The sequence below is a fragment of the Kitasatospora aureofaciens genome (genome assembly GCF_001188955.3).
Classification (GTDB): domain Bacteria; phylum Actinomycetota; class Actinomycetes; order Streptomycetales; family Streptomycetaceae; genus Kitasatospora; species Kitasatospora aureofaciens.
Genome location: NZ_JPRF03000043.1, coordinates 204123 through 223036, shown reverse-complemented (window position 1 = coordinate 223036; position 18914 = coordinate 204123). Strand labels below are relative to the sequence as shown.

Genomic DNA, 18914 nt, shown 5'->3' with positions numbered 1-18914 from the left:
ACCGGTGCTGCGGGGAAGGGCCGGTCAGACGCAGACCCCGACCGGCGCCTTGGGACCGCACCAGTTGATGCGCAGGGCGTTGATCGCGTTGTTGGCCGAGTCGTAGACGAAGGTCAGCGGGCCGACGGGCATCGCCAGGTGGTCGCCGGTGGTGGTGATCGCGCCCTTGGCGACGGTGCCGGAGACACTGTCGATCCTGCCGCTCGCCGAACTGTCCGAGGGGCCGCTCCGGCCGGTGCGCATCTCCATCGTGAACGACCCGTCAGCGTTGACCGTCATCTGGTTGCCGTGGCCGCCCCAGGTCCCCGTGAACAGGGTGAAGTCGGGTGGACCCGCTGGTGCGGAGCTCGAAGGGTCCGCCTCCGTTGCGGGGAGTTGTTCCGAGGGCGCGGAGTCGCAGCCGGCCGCACCGACGGCCAGCACCGCTGCGACCGCGAGTACCGCAGGTGCGGTCCGGGCTCTGAGACCGGCGGTCCGGTGGGTCTTCATGCTTGTCTCCAGGACGACTCTTGTGAGCACCGCCGGTCGGCGCGCTCAGCCCTTGTTCCGGCACAGGTCGGTGTGAGCGACATCGGGGACGTACTGGTTCCACTCCGCAGTTGTCGCCGTGTCGCCGATGGTCCGGCACAGCCGTGCGATGACCGCCTCGGGATCGCTGGTCCACAGGCGGGGCTCGCCATCGTCCGTGACGGTGACGATCAGTCGGCCGACGCCCGGTCCGCGGGGTGGGCCGACCGCGGCGGAGGCGTCGAGGTCGGGGAAGTCGATCTCCCTCGGTTGGTCGTAGCGTCCGAGCGGTGTGGGATTGCCCGGGTCGCTCACGTCCCACATGCGGACGGTTCCGGCGTTGTCGATACCGACGAGGAAAGCGCCGTCCGCGCTGTAGTTCAGGGTCATCACGCCGGCTCCGCTGCCGGGCAGCGAGGCGATTCGCGTCGCCCGGCCGTTCGGTGCGATGCGCCAGAACGCCACGCTCCCGTCCGTCCCGCCCACGGCCAGCACCGAGCCCTTCGGAGCGAACCGAGTGGCTGTCACGATGCCGATCTGGTCGGCGGTCCCGGTGAGCAGCTTCGGGTCGGCCGGGTCGCGAACGTCCCAGACTCCCGGCTTTGCGGGGCCCGGCCTGCTCGAGTCCTGGATGTCGGGGAAGCTGCCGACCGCCAGCAGGGTCCCGTCGGCGCTGAGGGTCGGGTGTCCGCCGGGGACGTCGTCTCCGCGAAGGGTGGCGAGGAGGACGGGCCGCGAGCTGTCGGAGGCGTTGATCAGCCAGACGACGGCTTGCTCGTCGTCCCGAGCCACCAGCGTCCGCCCGTCCGGACCGAACGCGACTTCCACGGCCTTGGGGGAGGCACCCGCACCGGACAGGTCGACCGAACCCTGCTCCACCGGATGCTTCGGATCGGTCACGTCCAGCAGAGTGACCGCCTTCTTCTTGCCGATCGCGAGGGTGTGGCCGGCCAGGGCCACGCGGTAGTCGTCCTTGTCGCTGTCGTGCTCCCACACGACGCGCGGGTGCGCCCGGTCGGCGACGTCCCAGAGACGCACGTTGCCGGTGCCCGCCGTGGCCATGGTCGAGCCCTCGGGGGACAGTGCCACGGATTCCGCGGCCGGCACGTTGGGCATGAGGGTGAGCGCGGCCGGGAGACGCAGATTCGCCGTGCTCCACAGTTTCACCTTGTCATCCAGGGAGCGCGCGTTGCCGTGGGAGCTCGTGTCCAGGGTGACGAGCGTGCTGCCGTCGGGACTGAAGGCCACCTCGGTGCCTCCGCTGCCGTCAGTCGGCGTCGGGAGCGCGACCGGGGACCCGGGGTAGGTGAGATCCCAGAGCCGGATCGGATTGGCGTCCTTGAGGCTGCCCCCGGCCAGGAATCGCCCGTTCGGCGAGAACGCGACGGCGGTCATCCGCCCCGCGTCGTCGATGGTGGCGATCGTCGCCGGGTGGACCGGATCGCGCGTCCCCCACAGGTGCACCTTCTGGTCGGTGCCGGTCGTGGCCAGCAGGTGACCTGACGGTGCGAAGGCGACGGCGCGCATTTGTCCGGTGCCCGGGATCGTGGTGGCGTGGGTGGGGGCGGTCGGGTGCGTGACGTCCCAGAGGCTGGTCGAGCCGTCGGCGTTCGACCCGGCCAGTTGCTGTCCGTCCGGGCTGACGGCCAGTCCGGTCACCGTGTCGGTCCCGCCGTCGAAGGTTGCCAGTGGGGTGGCGGATCCGTTCAGTGCTGGGTCCCACAGCCGGACGGTGTGGTCGTCCCCGCCGGCAGCTAGCAGGCGGCCGTCGGGACTGAAGACGGTGGCGTCGATCGGCTTGGCCGCGCCGGGCAGCGTGCGGGTGCGCGCGGGGTGGCCCGGGTCGGCGATGTTCCACACCTCCAGACCGCCGACGCTGGTTCCCACGGCGAGGGCGGTGCCGTCCTGGCGGAACGTCATGGCCGTCACGCCCACGGTCGGCAGCGTCGCCGTGAACCGATGCTCGGAGCGGCTCCACAGGCGGGCCTGGCCGTCGGCGACGACGGCGATCACAGTGTTGCTGACGGCCACATGCAGGATGCCGGGCACAGCGATCGTCCCGGGCACGCGGAAGCCGGCGGTCAAGGCGTCGAAGGCCTCGGGGGTCGGGGCGGTGCGGAACGCCGCGATGCGTTCCTGTTTGGCGATGTTCGGCTGAAGCTGGTCGAGCAGGAACGCCTGCGCGGCCAGGCCCCGCGACATGGCCTGGGCGCGTTCGCGGACGGTGTTGCGGTGCTCGTTGAAGGCCGCGCCCGCACCGGTGGCACTGACGGCGACCAGGGCCAGGGCGACCGCGAGGCGTCCGGTGCGGTACCTGCGCGCGTACCGGTCGGCCTGACGCAGCGTCCGGGCGAACCTGACGTCGCCGGGCTCTGGCGCCTTGGCGACGTCGAGCCGGTTCGCCTCGGGCACCACCAGGCGCAGGCCGTCGCGGCGCGCGGCCAGCAGTTTGGCGTCCAGATCACCGATCCTGACCAGGTATTCGCTGCCGTCGAGGGCGCCGGTGACCGCCGTCCGGGGCCGCAGCCCGCGGGCGAATCCGCGCAGCCCGGCCAGGCCGGGCCGTCCGGTCGGCGAGTGGCGCAGCAGTTCGCGCAGGCCCAACGCGAAGGCCAGGCCGAGTGAGGGGCCTTCGAGTCGGGTCGGGGCGGCCTGGCCGTCGGACAGCACGATGCGCCACAGCACGCAGCGCCGCTCGCGCCGCTCCCCCGCCAGCCGCCAGGCGTGGCCGAGTGCGGTGGCGAAGTCGCCATTGGGGCTGCGTACGCCGGTCATCGTCCGCGGATCGGGGTACAACCCGGGTGGGCCGGCGGGGAATTCGCGGAGTTCCAGGACGCCGGTCACGCCCTCCGGTCCGGCGGACGGCCCGTCCGCCCCGGCCGAGCGGGCGAAGACCACGGCCACCCGGACGGCCCGCCGGCCGCGCGGTTCGACTCCTGCCAGCAGCAGGGCGGCGATCGTGAGCACGCTCTCGGCGGCCGGGCTCGGCAGGCCCGGCCCGGCGGTGGCCCGCAGCTGCCGGAGCCGGTCCAGTGCGGCGCTCAGTGTGCCGGCCAGCCGTGGCGTGAGAGCGCTGAGCCCGCTGCCGGAGGGGTGCGACGGTCCGGGGGCGGCGTCGGCGCAGAGCAGGCCGCTGCGGTCCCAGCCTGCGGTCAGTCCCAGCAGCTCCGTGTCGTGCTCCGCCATCCGGTCCACGGGCGCGGCCAGGATCCGGGCCAGCAGCAGCGGGTGGTCGACCGAGCCGACGGACGCGGCACCCGGGTCCGGGGCCGTCGTGTTCAGCCAGTCGCGCAGCTCCGCGGAGCGCGGGCCGTACAGCCACCCCGGGTCCCAGCGCACCGCCTCGCTGCAGCAGCTCCACCACAGCGGCGGATCGCCCAGCAGCACCTGCCGGACTGCGGCCTGCGGGCTGGCCGCACCGTTCAGCAGGCTCTCCAGCGCGGGCCGGGCCCGCGGCGGCTTTCCTCCTGCAGTCACCCGAGCTCCCGGTCGATGACGGCGCGCAGGCTGTCGTCCGCGAGCAGCTCCCGGACCTGCCGCCAGGCCTCGCGGGTCGCCTCGTTGACGGCGGCCCGGACGGACGCGGCGACCTGCTCGGCGTCAAGGGAGCTCTCCGGGCCGACCGGGTGGGCGTCCGAGGCTGTCAAGGTCGACCCGGTGTCGAAGCCCGGAAGCCGGACGTAGGCAGCGGGCGGCCCGAACCGCCCCCGCACCACCGGGACGAGCAGCAGGTGCCCGATGCCGTCCGGGTCGGTGTAGCCGACCGCGGTCATCAGCGGCCGGTCGGCGCCAGCAGTGTCCACGATCAGCTCCAACCGGTGGTCGGGGTCGGCGACGCCGGGCCCACGGACCAGGAACCTGGCGCTGCCGTCCGGGGACGAGGCCTCGATCAGCACCGAGTCACCGCTGGCGGCGGCCAGGCCGCCAGCCTGTGGGAGCTGGGGCAGCGCGAACCATCCCGGAGCCAGCGCGACGGCCCGCGGCCGGTCCGGCGGCGCGGGCCGCGGCTGGGGGAGGACGACAGGAGCCGGGGCCGCCGTACGGCCGCGCGCGGGCCGCAGCTCCACCCCCGTGAACGAGGCCCATACCCGCTGGCCCAGGGAGTGGCCGTTCCGGCCATGTCCCGGAGGCGGCGGGGAGTACGGCAGCGTGCGGCCGGTGAAGGACCGCCAGGACCGCGCGAGCACCGAGCCGGTAGTCATTCCGCCTCCCCGCTCCGCGGCCTGGCGGCTTCGGTGTCGTTCGGCGGTGGTGTGTCCGCCTCGCCGCTGTCCGGCCCCCGCAGCGCCTCGGTGGGTGTGGCCGCCCGCCCGACCTGGGCAAGCAGCGCCGGAGCCGAGGCCCCGACGGCCACGGCGGCGTACACGCCGGTGATCTGGACGTGCAACAGCCACCCGGCCGCGCCGCCCAGTAGCACGCGCAGGAGCGCCGCGATCGAGTCCGCGAGCGGATCGACGAATACGACCAGCCGGGGAAGCGGCGCCGCCGTGGCCCGCGCCGCATGCCGTGCCTGCTGCCAGGTTTTCAGACGCCCGTAGGTCACGACCGCCTCGGCGATCAGCCCGCCGCCGGCGCCACAGGCCGCAGCCTCCCACCACCCCAACATCGACCAACCCCCATCACCGGCCTGCCCCGAGGGCCCGGGATCTCCTCGGGCTGACGCCGGATCGGTCGGCCAATCACATTGCGGAAAAAAGCAGTTGATGCTCAGCCTAGGCCGCGACACAGTCGGTCGCAGGACTGTTCGCTGGCCGTTGCAGACTCGAAATCGTTCGGGTCAGTTCTGTGCGCCGGCGCGGCCGGGGCGGTGGGCGGGGCGGGCGCCGGGTCAGCTTTGGGAGGACCATCGCCTAGTACTGCAACCGCACTTGATCATGGTTGACTTGGCGGGTGATTGATCTTGGGGTGGGGCAGGTCGAGGAGTGGAAGGCGGCACTGGCGGGGTTGCATGCCCGCTTCGCGGCGCGTTTCACCAGGTCGGAGCCGCGGGGGCGGGCGCTGGAGTACATGGCCGGGCTGATCGCCCCGCTGGAGCGCAAGTACGGCTGGTCACTGGCGGAACGAGCCGGCGAGGACTGCCCGGACGGGATGCAGCGGCTGCTGAACTCGGCCGACTGGGACGCCGATACCGTCCGCGATGACGTACGGGACTTCGTCGTCGAGACCATCGGCGACAGCAACGCGGTGCTGATCGGCGACGACACCGGCTTCCTGAAGAAGGGCATCCGCTCGGCCGGCGTCCAGCGGCAGTACACCGGCACCGCCGGCCGTACCGAGAACTGCCAGATCGGCACCTTCCTGGCCTACGCCTCCACCAAGGGGCGGGCGTTGATCGACCGCGAGCTGTATCTGCCCGCCTCCTGGACCGATGACCGGGCGCGCTGCCGGGCCGCCGGAATCGAGGACGACGTGCCGTTCGCCACGAAGATCGAGCACTTCCGGGCCATGCTCCAGCGCGCCCTCGACGCGAAGGTCCCTTTCGCCTGGGTGACCGCCGACGAGGCATACGGCCAGGTCAAGACCCTGCGATTCTGGTTGGAGGAACGCAGGGTCGCCCACGTGCCGGCCACCAAGGTCAACGACACCGTCATCACCACGGGCGGCGCGGACGCCCGCGTGGACCAGCTCATCGCCGCCCTGCCCCGTCAGGCCTGGAAGCGGCTGGGCGCCGGGCCCGGCGCCCACGGCCAGCGGATCTACGACTGGGCCCGCGTGCCAATCCGCATCTACCGGGAGAACGGCTTCGGCCACTGGGTCCTGGCCCGACGCAGCGTCAGCGACCCGACGGAGATCGCCCACTACGTCTGCTACGGCCCCGCCGACACCCGACTGACGGACCTCGCCCGGATCGCCGGGGCGAGGTGGCAAGTGGAAGAGTGCTTCCAGACCGCGAAGAACGAGTGCGGCCTGGATCACTACCAAGTCCGTCGCTACCAGGCCTGGTACCGGCACATCACCCTGTCCATGGCCGCCCTCGCCTGCCTGACCGCCATCCGGGCACACGAGCTGGCAAAGGGGGCTCCAGACCCGACCGCAGCGGCCTGATACCCCTGTCCGTCCCGGAGATCCGCCGCCTCATCGGCCTGCTTCTCCATCCTCTCCACCTCACCGCGGCCCACCATCTGCGCTGGTCGTACTGGCGACGCCGCAGCCAGGCCCGCGCCCGCCACAGCCACTACAAACGTCGAGGTCACACCCCATAACTGCGGTTGCAGTACTAATTCATTTGGCAGCCTGACCTGCGCAAACAATAATGAACATCGCCAATTTCGAAACAACTGAGAAGGAACCAGAGCTGTGCGAGTGACGGGGAGGGGCATCGCGGCGGCGGCCGCAGGAGCGGCGCTCACGATGGTTCTGGCGGGCTGCGGCGGGGAGTCCCACAGCAGCGTGACTGGGGCGAGCCCGGCCGGGGACAAGGCCGCGAACAAGCGGACCGACGCTCCGACCGTGCTGATGGCCGCGGCCAAGAAGACTGCGGAACAGGCCTCGTACCGGACGATCCAGACGGGGGAGGGCGGCTCCGAAAGGTCCGAGATGCTCTTCCAGCAGCAGCCGTACGCCTCGTCCATCACGTCGTCGGGGAAGAAGAGCGCGGACAACCCCACCGGCGTCAACCAGGTGATCGTCACGGGCGACGCGGCCTACATAAAGTCGGACCAGATCCCGGGCAAGAGCTGGTACCGCATGGACAAGCCGGCGAGCAGCGGCCCCTCCAATGCGCGGGCGGCGGGGTCCATCAACGAGGTCGCGGGCGCGCTCGCCGCCACCGGGTCCACCTCGTGGGTCGGCGAGGAGCAGGTGGGCGGGCGAGCGGCCGACCACTACCGCGGCACGGTGGTCTTCGAGGAGCTGGCCCGCTACACCGGGCCCGCCATCAAGGACGAAGTGCGCGACTACTACGTCCAGTTGGCCAAGCGGCGGGGCGAAACCTCAGCGGTCCTCGACATGTGGGTCGGCAAGGACGATCTCGTCCTAAAGTCGCAGCAGGTCACCACCGGCAGCAAGGGCCAGGCCCAGGTCTTCGAGGAGTACTCCGACTTCGGCACCGTCCCGGCCATCACGGCACCCCCGGCCGAAACCGTCGGCACCTGGGACGAGTTCATCGCCGGCACGGCGAAGCGTTAGGTCCTCTCTCTTCCCCCGACTCGGCCCACTGCAACGCGCAAACAGGCAGCTCAACGGTGCCGAAAGCACATAAAGAGACACTGCGACTAAGCAGGGACAACCTGCCAGTACGCCCTTTCGGGGTCGGGGTCGACGAACGCCTCGAGGCCGGAGTACCAGGTGATCCAATCAGCGACTTCCGGCAGGAAGTGCCTCGGTCGGGCGGTGTACTTATGGGGGTCTCTCAGTTTTGTCCGTTGTCCGGCCCGCAGCACTTCACCCAGGTGGGTGTGCTGGCGCGTCTGGAACGCGGCGAACTCGTGGTCTCGATCGTTCTTCTCGTCCTGCCCTACCGTCTACGCGGTACGAGTCCGGCTTCGAAGGCGGTGATCGCCAGGTGGACGCGGTCCCGAGCTTCGAGCTTGGCGAACAGCCGCGCGACATGCGTCTTCGCCGTCGCCGTGCTGATCACCAGCCGCTCGGCTATCTCAGCGTTCGACAGGCCCTGTCCGACCAGTGCGGACTTGTCCGGGCGATCATGTGTGAAGCCAGATGACGAGGGCTGCCGCGGTGACGGTGCCGAGGTAGACGTAGCCGCGCTTGTCGTAACGGGTCGCGACCGCACGGGAGTTCTTCAGCTTGTTGATGGCCCTCTCGACGGTGTTGCGTTTCTTGTACCGGTCCTCGTCGAAGCCTGGTGGCCGACCGCCGCGTGATCCCTTGCGCAGGCGGGCGGCCTGGCTGTCGGTCTTCTCCGGGATCGTGTGCCGGATGCCGCGTCTGCGCAGGTAGGCGCGGCATGGGCCGTTGCTGGAGGCCTTGTCGGCGGCCAGGCTGTCGGGTTTCTTGCGGGGCCTGCCCCGACCGATCCGCGGGACTCGGATCTTCTCCAGCACGGCTATGAACTGGGTGCAGTCCGCCCTCTGCCCTGGTGTGACGACCAGGGACAGCGGGCGGCAGCAGCCGTCCGCGCTCAGGTGGACCTTGCTGGTGAACCCGCCCCGCGAGCGGCCCAGGCCCTCACCTCCAGCACCACCTCCACCAGGCGGGCGACAAGGCTCTGCCACGGCGTCTCGTCGTGGTGTTCCCCTGGCCCATCCCCCTTTGAGGAAAGGGCTGGTGGCGGATCGGTGAGAGCACTCGATCGAGGGGCGGCCCCATGAAGTCCGTGCCTGATGGCTATCAGCCCACTCAACGCAGCCTCTGAGCAGGCAAACGTCAAAGTCCTGCGGGGATACTAGCCGGCGGTGCCGGTCGGGCCACCAACCAGATCGTGTCGCCCTGATCCACCAGTGGCCCGTCGAGCTCCGAGGAGCGCGACGGGCCACCGAGCCGACCATGCCAGGAGGTGACGGTCCTGCCTAGAGGTGGCCGGCCGCTGCGGGGCTACCGGTCAGTGCCAGGGTGCTGTCCAGCTGTTGCCAGGTTCCGGACGGTCCGGTGCCGATCCGGTACCACTGCCACAGGGTGTTGTCGGTGGCACGGGCGTAGACGTTGACCCGGGCACCCACCTGCGTCGCGGTCGGCGCACCGGCCACGGCGCGGCCGAGGTCGTACCAGGAGGACGACCAGCCGGCTGCGGCGGTCCAGCTGAGCTGGCCGACACTGTTGGTGGGCGCCAGGGCGGCGAACACCTCGATCTGGCCGGGGCCGCCGCTGACCGCTGTCGGCGACGAGGAGAGCGTGCCGCCGTGGCTGGTCCAGCCCGTCCACTCACCGTTGACGTAGCTCTTCTGCCACAGCGCGTTGTCGGTGCCGCGGGCGAAGACGTCGATCCGGTTGAGCGAGGCCACCGCGGCGGGGGCGCCGACGATGGTGGTCGAGTCGGGTGCGTCCAGGTACGCCCAACTGCTCGTCCAGTTGACGCCGTAGTAGTAGGCCGGGAGGTCGTTCGCGCCGGGCGTCTGCTGGAAGGTCTTCTGGTACACCTTGCCGTCCGTGCCGCGGACGAACACGTCGATGTGGTCACGTCCGAGGCTCGCCGCGGTGGGGCTGGCCGTGATGGTGCCGCCGAGGCTGGTCCAGCTGCCCCAGGCTCCGTTCTTGTAGGTGTTCTGCCACAGTGCGTTGTCCGCGCCCCAGACGAAGACGTCGGTGCCGCCCGGGCTGGAGACGACGGCGGGCTCGCCCTTGATCGATCCGGGGCCGGTGCTGCCGGCGGTGCCCAGCGCCAGGGTCTGCCAGGCCGACCAGGTGCTGCCGTTCCAGGTCTTCTGGCTCACACCGGACGCGGTCGGCGCGAGGACCGTCTCCGGCTGCTGCTCGGTGGCGCCGGTGAGCTTGAGCATCACGGACTGGTGGGGGGCCAGGGTGAAGTTCTGGGCGCCGGTCGAGCTGACGGTGCCCAGGTTCGCGCCGGTGTAGAGGTTCTGCACCGAGGCGGTGCCGTTCAGGCCGAGGTTCTGCGTGGTGAACGAGTAGTTCTGCGGGGTGCTGCTGCGGTTCACCAGCAGGACGGCCCGGGTGCCGGAGGCCGCCAGCTGCTTGGACCAGACCTGGACGCTGCCGTTGTCCAGGACCTTCTGCCCCTGGTGGACGGCGCTGTCCTGGTCGACGGCGATCACGGACTCGTTGCCGACGATGGCCGCGGTCGCCGCGGTCAGGTTGGTGGTGTCGGTGGCCAGCACGAGCGGCGCGCCCTGGATGGCCCACATCCCGAAGTATGACTGCTGCTCGTCCGGGGTGAGACCCCAGAGGGCGCCGGAGGTGCCGTGGGTCTGCTGCTGCCCAGTGCTCGGGTTGTCGCCGAAGCCGGGCCCGATCAGCAGGTAGTCCGGATCGTTGTACTGGCCGGCGGCTTCGTTGCTGGGGTGGTCGTTCAGGTCGAAACTCTCGGAGACCTGATCCCAGTTGATCCAGGTCGCGCCGCCGTTGGACGTCGTCCCGTAGCCGGCGCTGCCCGTGATGTCGCGCCCGTTCCGCCAGGTGCGCGCCGCCGAGCCACCCCACGCCCACGGGCCGTCCGGAGCGCCCGCTCCCCACTCGCAGATCTCCAGCGCCAGCGGGTGTGCCACCCCGGTGGAGGTCTTCGCGTTGGCCGTCAGGCTGCCCCAGGCCTTGTAGTCCGCCATGACCGTGCTGTAGCCGGACGGGATGCCGCCGCAGTGGTCGACCTTCACCCAGTCGAAGCCCCAGTCCGCGAACGTGGTCACGTCCTTGGCCTCGTTGCCGCCGCTGCCGTGCTGGCCGCCGCAGCCGGTGGCGCCGGTGTCGGTGTACATGCCCGCCTGCATGCCGAGGGCGTGCACGTAGTCGGTGAGGTCCTTCATGGTGTTCAACGCGCGCGCGGGGACGGTGGTGCCGTTGGACAGCGTGACCGCCTTGGTCTGGGCGCCGGTCAGGAAGCCGGGCCTGGGGACCATGACGCCGTTGGCGTCGCGCCCGGTGCCGTTCTGGGTCCACCAGCCGCCGTCGAGGCTGACGTCGCGGTAGCCGAGGTCGGCGAGACTCTTGTGGCGGCCGGAGCCGTTGAGCCCGAGGTTCGCGTTCGGCGTCGCGAGTCCGGCCGCCTGGTCGGCGATGTTCTGGGCGGAGTAGTCGTTGTTGTAGAAGTACCAGGAGTTCCAGCCCATCGGCGGCGTCGTCGCGCCGTTCGCGCCGGGCGGGACCACCGCCTCGGCAGGGGTCGGAACGCCGACAGCCGTGACCGTCAGTGTTCCGGCGATGATCATCGTGGCACTCAGCGCCGTGGCGAGGCGCCGCCGGCGCGGGCGGGCGGACGGTACGGACGACCGCGCGGAACCGACCGCCGTCGGGTCCGGAAGGCCCGACGGTGCGGAGGGGAGGGACATCGAGAGCTCCTAGGTGGGGAGATCACGCGGGGTGGGGGAGGTGAGCGGTGGTGCTGTCGGCCCGCCCTTCGAACGAAGGGCGGGCCGCTTCGGGGGGCCTCGGGGCTAAGCGGGCAGGCCGACGGCGCGTTCGCGGGCGCGGCGCTGCTGGATCACGACGGCGGCGACCAGCAGGGCGCCCTGGGCAACGTTCTGCCAGAAGGCGTTGATGCCCTGCACGGTGAGGCCGTTCTGGAGGGCTCCCAGCAGGGCGACGGCCAGCAGGGTGCCGCCGACGCCGCCCTTGCCGCCCTTGAGGGCGCAGCCGCCGAGGGCGGCGGCGGTGATGGCCTGGAGTTCGAGGCCTTCGCTGCCGGAGACGGGCTGGCCGGAGCCGGTGCGGGCGGTGAGCAGGACGCCGGCGAGGGCGGCGACCATGCCGCTGAGTGCGTAGACGGCGATCAGGTACTTGTTGAGGTTGATGCCGGCCAGGCGGGCGGCGGTGTCGTTGCCGCCGAGGGCGTAGATGTTGCGGCCGATGTCGGTGTACCTGAGCAGGACGTGGACGGCGGCCGCGACGAGCAGCAGCAGCCAGACCATGACCGGCAGGCCGGCGATCTTGCCCCGACTCAGGAAGACGAACAGGCTGTCGTTGAGGACGTAGCCCTGCGCGGAGCCGTTGGAGATGAGCTGGGCGACGCCCTTGTAGGCGGCGAGGCCGGCGAGGGTGGCGATGGTCGGGTTGACCCGGCCGTAGATGATGACGACACCGTTGAAGATGCCGATCCCGGCGCCGATGGCGACGGCGGCGCCGATCCCGAGGAGGGAGTTGGAGCCGGTCGAGGTGAAGACCATGGCACTGGTGACGGAGGCCAGGCCGGCCTGGGAGCCGACGGAGATGTCGAGGCCACCGCAGATGATCACGATGGTCTGGACGACCGCGAGCAGGCCGGAGATGGTGGCGGCCTCGGCGATGACCTGGATGTTGTTCCAGCTCAGGTAGTTGGGGTTGAGCCACCCGAACACGGCGAGCACCAGGGCCATGGCGCCGATCAGGCCCAGGTTCTGGCCGCCCGTTCGGGCCAGCCAGTTGCGGGCGTCGGTGGCCGGCGTCGGTCGGCCGCCGCTCTGATCGAGCTCTCGGTCGACGGAGAGGGCAGTCGTCATCGGGTGCCTCCGGGGGCCGGGTCGGTTTCGGCGCGAGGTGCCGTGGCGGTCTCGTGCGGAAGGTCGGGGGTGAGGTCGTCGGCCATGGCGAGGGCGAGGATGGCCTCTTCGGTGGCCTCGGTGTGGTCGAGCCGGCCGGTGATGCGGCCGTTCTGCATGACGAGGATGCGGTCGGCCAGGCCGAGGACCTCGGGGAGTTCGGAGGAGATCACCAGGATCGCGGTGCCCTCGCGGGCGAGGTCGGCGATGATCTGGTAGATCTCGGCCTTGGCGCCGATGTCCACGCCGCGGGTGGGTTCGTCGAGGATCAGCAGGGCGGGTTTGCGGGCGAGCCAGCGGGCCAGGACGACCTTCTGCTGGTTGCCGCCGGACAGGGTTCGGACCTCCGCCTCGATGGAGGGGGCACGCACCCGCAGCCGGTCCGCGTACTCCTGGGCGAGGGCCTTCTCCTGGTTCCGGTCGACGAACCGCCAACGGCGCAGCCTGCCGAGGCTGACGAGCGAGGTGTTGTCGCGGATGGTGCGCTGGAGGAACAGGGCCTGGGCCTTGCGCTCCTCCGGAGCGAGGCCGATTCCGGCGCGGATCGCGTCGGCCGGGCCGCGCAGGCGGATGCGGTCGCCATCGATCCGGACGGTTCCGGATCGTAGGGGGGTGTCGCCGGCCAGGGCGAGGGCGAGTTCGGAGCGGCCGGCGCCGATGAGGCCGGCCAGGGCGACGACCTCGCCGGCTCGGACCTGGAGGCTGATGTCGTGCACGTCGTCGGTGCTGAGGCCGTCGACCTCCAGCACCACGCGGTCACCGGCCACGTGCTGGCGCGCGAAGAGGCTGGACAGGTCACGGCCGACCATGAGGCGCACGAGTTCGCCCTCGCTGGTGGCCCTGGCGTCGACGGTGCCTGCGACGGTGCCGTCGCGCAGGACGGCGATCCGGTCGGCGAGCCGGAAGATCTCCTTCATGCGGTGGGAGACGTAGATGACGGCGATGCCCGCGTCGCGCAGCCGGCCGATGAGGGCGAACAGGGCGTCGACCTCGTGGTCGGAGAGCGAGGAGGTGGGCTCGTCGAAGGCGATGGCCCGTGGCGCGGTGTCGCCGGTCAGGGCCCGCATGATCTCGACCAGCTGCCTCTGCGCGGCCGTGAGTTCGGAGCCGAGCAGGTCGGGATCGAGGACCTTGTCGAAGCCGAGGCGTTCGAGGTCGGCGGTGATCCGGCGGCGCAGTTCGGCCCGGTCGAGCCGTCGGCCCGGGCGTCGCGGCAGGGAGCCGGCGTAGACGTTCTCGGCGACGGAGACGTGCGGGATGATCTCCGGTTCCTGCGGGATGATCCGGATGCCGGCGCGCCGCGCGTCGGTCGGCGAGTCAAGGTCGATGACCTGACCGTCCAGCCTGATCCGGCCCGCAGTGGGCTGGTGGTCACCGGTGAGAATGCGCAGGAGGGTGGACTTTCCGGCGCCGTTCTCGCCCATGAGGGCGGTCACCTGGCCGGGTGGGAAGCGCAGGGTGACGTCTCGCAGAGCTTGGACGGGGCCGAACCGCTTGGTGATCGATTCGGCCGCCAGCCCGGGCCGGGCCGTTGCGGTGCTGGGGATGTTCATCCGGCTCAGCTGCACTTCACGCCGGCGGACTGCCAGGTGGAGGCGTCGACCATCGTGGTCGGGGCGAACGCCTCGGCGGGCATCGGCTTGCCGTTCTTGAGGTTGTCGTACATGGTCTGCACGGCGAGGGCGCCGATGTCGCTGCCGTTGATGAACAGCGAGGCCTTCATGCCCGACGGTGCGCCCGGGCCCCAGTCCTTGCAGGCGAGGTAGGCGCCCAGGCCGACGCCGATGATGTTGTCGGGGCCGACGCCCGCGTTCTGCAGGGCCGTCACGCCGCCCTGCACGTTCTCGTCGTTACAGCCCCAGACCACCCAGTGCTTAACGCCCGGGTTGGCGGTGATGGTCGCCGCGACCTTGTCCTGCGCACCGGTCGGGGTGTTGTCGGTGGCCACGTCGATGGTCTGCACGCTCGCGCCGGCGCCGATGTTGAAGGCTTCCTTGGCTGCCTTCACACGGTCGCCGCAGACGGTGACGTCCTGCTTCGAGGCGGAGATGACACGGGTGTCGGCGGCGTTCCAGCCCGCCTTCTTGAAGTCCTCGGCGGCCCGCTTGCCGACCTCGGTGCCCATCTGCTGGCCGGAGAAGCCGATCCGCGGGACCAGGTTGGCCTTGTCGCAGTTGGCCGGAGTGGGGCTGTTGGTGCAGACCTGGTCGTCGGAGGTGAGCAGAGCCACCTTGGCGTCCCGCGCGGTCTGCACCACCTGCGGACCCACCGCGGGGTCGGGAACCACGACGATCAGGCCGTTGGTCTTCTGCGCGATCGCGGACTGGACCTCGCTGACCGTCTTGTTCGCGTCGCTGCCCAGGTTGACGACCTTAAGGTCGACGCCGAGTTCGGCGGCCTTGGCCTTGGCACCGTTGGCCTCGTCGATGAAGTACTGCTGGTCGCCCTGCTTCTGCAGGTAGGTGAGGGAGACCTTCCCGGTGACCGGAGCGACCGAGGCCGGGCCGGCGCCGCTCGACGAGGTCTGACCGGTCGAACAGGCCGTCAGGCCGAGAACGACAGCCGCGCCCAGGACGGCGGCCGCACCACGGGTGCGCGTAGTGATCAACTGGAGCTCCTACCAGGGTGGGGGTGTTCAGGAAGCCGACTGGCGTTACGGGTGTGTGATCCGGGAGCTGCGGCGGCTTCCGCCCCGCGCTGCCTGCTTGCCTGTCGTCCTGGGCTCGAATCCTGGGACCGGCTGACCAGGACTGTCAAGATATTTGCATAATTAATCAGAAGCGCTACGGTGACGCCGTGACTGAGCAGACCTGTCGAAGATTCCAGGGCCGTGTCGCCCTGGTCACCGGTGCCGCCAGCGGCATCGGCGCCGCCACCGCGCGGCGGCTGGCCGCCGAGGGCGCGGCCGTCATCGCCGTCGACATCGCCGATTCGGCCGGCCACGCCGTGGTCGAGGCCATCACCGCCGAGGGTGGCCAGGCCGAGTACCGGCACGGCGACGTGACCAGCGCCGCGGTGTGGGACGGGCTGGCCGCGCACGTGCGCAGCCGCTACGGACGACTGGACGTGCTGCACAGCAACGCCTACGCGGTGGTGGTCAAGCCCGCCCACGAGCTGACCGAGGTCGAGTGGGACACCCAGCTCGCGGTCACCCTCAAGGCGTCCTGGCTGGCGGTCCGCGCGTTCGCCGGGACCCTGCGGGACAGCGAGGGCTCGGTGGTGCTCACCTCCTCGGTGCACGCACTGGTCGGGCTGCCGGGGCACCCCGCGTATGCCGCCGCCAAGGGCGCACTGTGCGCGATGGGCCGTCAACTCGCCGTCGAGTACGGCCCGCAGGTACGGGTCAACACCGTCGTGCCCGGGCCGATCATGACCGCGGCCTGGGACCGGGTGGACGAGGCCGGGCGGGCCGACAGCGTCGCCGAGACGGTGGCCAAGCGCTTCGGCCGGCCCGACGAGGTCGCAGCGGCCGTGGCCTTCCTCGCCTCCTCGGACGCCTCCTACGTCACCGGGGCGAACCTGGTGGTGGACGGCGGCTGGTCCGTCGTCAAGGCTTCGTCATGAACACGCACCCGATCGGCGCGCGGGCCACCAGCCCGCGCAGAACAACGGAAGGGGGACCGCCGTGAACAACCCGGTACGAGGCATGCACAGGCAAGCCGTCGAGGTGATCGGCGAGCAGATCGTCCGTGGCACGTACGCCCCAGGCGACTCGCTCCACCCCGACCGGATCGAGCAGGAACTCGGGGTCAGCAAGACCGTCGTGCGCGAGGCGCTACGGGTCCTGGCGTCCAAGGGGCTGATCGACTCCCGCCAGAAGCGCGGCACCTTCGTGCGACCGCGCGCCGACTGGAACCTGCTGGACAGCGACCTGCTGCGCTGGCAGGGCCGGGGCATCCCCGACGAGACCTTCCTCGACAACCTCGGCGAGGTCCGCGGCATCGTCGAGCCGGCCGGGGCCCGGCTGGCCGCCGAACGCCGCGACGAGGCGGACCTCGCCGCGCTGGAGGACGCCCTCGACCAGATGGCGGCCGCAGGCAGTGACGCCCACGCCGCGGTCGAGGCCGACCTCGCGTTCCACCGGGCGCTGCTGGCCGCCGCCCACAACGAACTCCTCACCCGTATGGAGGTCGTGATCGAGGCCGGCCTGAGGGTGCGCGACCACATCGTGCACGGCGCCGACCACAGCGCCGACGCCGTCCCCGCCCACCGGGCCGTCCTGGACGCCGTCCGCGCCCAGGACGCCGAAGCGGCCGCCCGCGCCGTGGAGGAACTGCTCGCCCAGGCAGCCGCCGACCTCCACCAGCTGACCGTCGACGCCGACCGGGGAGACACCGGATGAAGATCACATCACTGGAGACGTTCCTCGTCGCTCCGCGCTGGCTGTTCCTGCGCATCGCCACGGACGAGGGGATCACCGGCTGGGGCGAACCCGTCGTGGAGGGCCGCGCCGAGACCGTCCAGGCCGCCGTCCACGAACTCGCCGACTACCTGGTCGGACAGGACCCGCTGCGCATCGAGCACCACTGGCAGACCCTCACCAAGGGCGGCTTCTACCGGGGCGGCCCGGTGCTCTCCAGCGCGGTCGCCGGCATCGACCAGGCCCTCTGGGACATCGCCGGTAAGACCTACGGCGTCCCCGTCCACCAGCTGCTCGGCGGCCACGTCCGCGACCGGGTGCGGGTGTACGCCTGGATCGGCGGTGACAGCCCGGCCCATGTCGCCGAACTCGCCCAGGCCCAGGTCGACGCCGGCTTCACCGCCGTCAAGATGAACGGCTCCGCGCAGCTGCGCCCCATCGACACCCCCGCGCAGACCCGGGCCGTCATCGACCGGGTGGCCGCCGTGCGCGAGGTCCTCGGCGAGGAGCGCGACGTGGCGATCGACTTCCACGGCCGGATGTCCACCGCCATGTCCCGGAGGGTGCTGCCCCTGCTGGAGCCCCTGCACCCGCTGTTCGTCGAGGAGCCCGTCCTCCCCGAACACTCCCGCGACCTGCGCCGGCTGGTGGACTCGACATCCGTTCCACTGGCCGTAGGCGAACGGCTGTACTCCCGCTCGGACTTCCGCGACGTGCTCGCCACCGGCATCGCCGTCGCCCAGCCCGACCCCTCGCACGCCGGCGGCATCTCCGAGGTCCGGCGCATCGCGGCCCTGGCCGAGGTCCACGACGTCACGATGGCCCCGCACTGTCCGCTCGGCCCGATCGCCCTCGCCGCCAGCCTCCAACTCGCTTTCTCCATACCGAACTTCCTCATCCAGGAACAGAGCCTCGGGATCCACTACAACCGCGGCAACGATCTGCTGGACTACCTGCTGGACCCCGAGCCGTTCCGCTTCACCGACGGCCACGCCGTCCGACCCACGGGCTCCGGCCTGGGTATCGAGATCGACGAGGCCGCCGTGCGCCGCGCTGCCGAGACCGGCCACCGCTGGCGCAACCCCGTCTGGCACCACACGGACGGGTCGTTCGCGGAATGGTGAGCGACCTGCCCATCGCCATCCGCACCGATCCGGCCCACGGCGGCCGATGGACCTCGCTGCGCGCCGGCGAACGCGAATGGCTCTGGCATCGCCGCGACACGGCACGCGCCACCGTCCGCCCCGGCGACACCTTCATCGACGCCGGCGGCCTGGAAGAGTGCATCCCGACCGTGCGCGGCACTCCCGACCATGGCGACGCCTGGTCCCGGCCCTGGCAGCGCCACGGCGACGCAGAATCCCTGCACTGCCCCGACTTCGTCCTGAGCCGACGCATCGACAGCGGACCGACGGGGCTGCGCATCGGCTACGAACTGCGCGCCGACCCGGGCTACCGGTTCCTGTGGGCAGCCCACGCCCTGCTCGACGTCACCCCCGAGGCCCGGCTGGCCGCACCCGACGCCACGCCGACCCGGCTCTTTCCCGAGGCGGCCGAGCTGCTGGCCCAGCCCTGGCCGGACGGCGCCCACCACGTCACCGGACCGTGGCCGGCCCCGTACGGCCTACGCCTGGACCGGCTCGGCCCCGACGACGGCACCGCGGTCGGTGCGATCCTCACCGACTGCGCCAGCGTGACGGTCACCGACGGCCCCGACACGCTCACCTTCTCCCTGCACGCCGACGCCGACATCCCGGTCTCCACCGCCCTCTGGCGTAACCTGCGCGGCTTCCCCGCGTCGGCCCCCTACCGCAGCATCGGGGTCGAGCCGATGCTCGGCTCCGTCTTCGACCTCGCCGAGGCCGGCCCGGGAGACGCCGCACAGGTGCCACCCAGCGGGGTACTGCGCTGGCACCTCGACATCACCGCGACCGGCACCCGAACCGACTGACCGACAGAGGCCC

14 protein-coding genes and 2 pseudogenes are annotated in these 18914 nt (G+C 71.2%); 6 read left to right on the top strand and 10 right to left on the bottom strand.

All coding sequences use genetic code 11. From position 1 onward, the window contains the following. Positions 1–24: 24 nt before the first annotated feature. From HS99_RS27170 to HS99_RS27155, 4 genes are read right to left on the bottom strand one after another with little or no spacing between them, the layout of a single operon-like run. Positions 25–489 carry a hypothetical protein gene (locus HS99_RS27170; protein ID WP_030555873.1) on the bottom strand — a complete coding sequence of 155 codons (465 nt, stop codon included), beginning with the start codon at positions 487–489 and terminating at the stop codon, positions 25–27. A 45-nt stretch (positions 490–534) separates the two neighbouring features. After that, positions 535–3984 carry a WD40 repeat domain-containing protein gene (locus tag HS99_RS27165; protein ID WP_030555875.1) on the bottom strand — a complete coding sequence of 1150 codons (3450 nt, stop codon included), beginning with the start codon at positions 3982–3984 and terminating at the stop codon, positions 535–537. Continuing rightward, positions 3981–4709, bottom strand: coding sequence for a hypothetical protein (locus tag HS99_RS27160; RefSeq protein ID WP_030555877.1), 729 nt, complete (start codon positions 4707–4709; stop codon positions 3981–3983). Before HS99_RS27160 ends, HS99_RS27165 begins: the two co-directional genes overlap by 4 nt. Then, positions 4706–5113: a hypothetical protein gene (locus HS99_RS27155; RefSeq protein WP_050366115.1), complete on the bottom strand. Its 408-nt coding sequence runs from the start codon at positions 5111–5113 to the stop codon at positions 4706–4708. The genes HS99_RS27160 and HS99_RS27155 overlap by 4 nt, the downstream gene beginning before the upstream one ends. Before the next feature lie 299 nt (positions 5114–5412). Between HS99_RS27155 and HS99_RS27150 the strand changes: the two genes are divergently transcribed. After that, positions 5413–6552: an IS701 family transposase gene (locus HS99_RS27150; protein ID WP_167344954.1), complete on the top strand. Its 1140-nt coding sequence runs from the start codon at positions 5413–5415 to the stop codon at positions 6550–6552. Positions 6553–6804: 252 nt separating this feature from the next. Beyond that, on the top strand, positions 6805–7635 hold the full coding sequence (locus HS99_RS27145) for an SCO4651 family lipoprotein (protein ID WP_465410384.1): 831 nt from the start codon (positions 6805–6807) through the stop codon (positions 7633–7635). A 328-nt stretch (positions 7636–7963) separates the two neighbouring features. Here HS99_RS27145 and HS99_RS41645 read toward each other — a convergent pair. The 6 genes and pseudogenes from HS99_RS41645 to HS99_RS27120 all read right to left on the bottom strand — a co-directional run. Continuing rightward, a pseudogene (locus HS99_RS41645) lies at positions 7964–8134 on the bottom strand (response regulator transcription factor); the annotation flags it as partial. 16 nt (positions 8135–8150) lie between these two features. Then, positions 8151–8636 (bottom strand): annotated as a pseudogene (locus HS99_RS41640) (IS5 family transposase); the annotation flags it as partial. Positions 8637–8975: 339 nt separating this feature from the next. Beyond that, positions 8976–11405 carry a DUF8189 domain-containing protein gene (locus tag HS99_RS27135; RefSeq protein WP_030555887.1) on the bottom strand — a complete coding sequence of 810 codons (2430 nt, stop codon included), beginning with the start codon at positions 11403–11405 and terminating at the stop codon, positions 8976–8978. Between the two features lie 105 nt (positions 11406–11510). Further along, positions 11511–12551, bottom strand: a complete 1041-nt coding sequence (locus HS99_RS27130) for an ABC transporter permease (protein WP_030555889.1) — start codon at positions 12549–12551, stop codon at positions 11511–11513. Further along, positions 12548–14143 carry a sugar ABC transporter ATP-binding protein gene (locus HS99_RS27125; RefSeq protein WP_030555892.1) on the bottom strand — a complete coding sequence of 532 codons (1596 nt, stop codon included), beginning with the start codon at positions 14141–14143 and terminating at the stop codon, positions 12548–12550. The genes HS99_RS27130 and HS99_RS27125 overlap by 4 nt, the downstream gene beginning before the upstream one ends. Before the next feature lie 5 nt (positions 14144–14148). Further along, a complete protein-coding gene (locus HS99_RS27120) occupies positions 14149–15198 on the bottom strand; it encodes a substrate-binding domain-containing protein (RefSeq protein ID WP_094743029.1) in 1050 nt (349 codons plus the stop codon). Positions 15199–15386: 188 nt separating this feature from the next. On the opposite strand from HS99_RS27120, the gene HS99_RS27115 reads away from it, so the two are divergent. The 4 genes from HS99_RS27115 to HS99_RS27100 all read left to right on the top strand — a co-directional run bounded on the left by HS99_RS27115 (position 15387) and on the right by HS99_RS27100 (position 18901). After that, positions 15387–16154 carry an SDR family NAD(P)-dependent oxidoreductase gene (locus HS99_RS27115; RefSeq protein ID WP_030555896.1) on the top strand — a complete coding sequence of 256 codons (768 nt, stop codon included), beginning with the start codon at positions 15387–15389 and terminating at the stop codon, positions 16152–16154. Between the two features lie 82 nt (positions 16155–16236). After that, positions 16237–16932, top strand: coding sequence for a FadR/GntR family transcriptional regulator (locus tag HS99_RS27110; protein WP_043389150.1), 696 nt, complete (start codon positions 16237–16239; stop codon positions 16930–16932). Next, the gene (gene dgoD / locus HS99_RS27105; RefSeq protein WP_030555900.1) at positions 16929–18074 is read left to right on the top strand and encodes a galactonate dehydratase; all 1146 of its coding nucleotides are present in this window, start codon (positions 16929–16931) and stop codon (positions 18072–18074) included. Before HS99_RS27110 ends, dgoD begins: the two co-directional genes overlap by 4 nt. Then, on the top strand, positions 18068–18901 hold the full coding sequence (locus HS99_RS27100; RefSeq protein ID WP_030555902.1) for a hypothetical protein: 834 nt from the start codon (positions 18068–18070) through the stop codon (positions 18899–18901). The genes dgoD and HS99_RS27100 overlap by 7 nt, the downstream gene beginning before the upstream one ends. Positions 18902–18914: the final 13 nt, after the last annotated feature.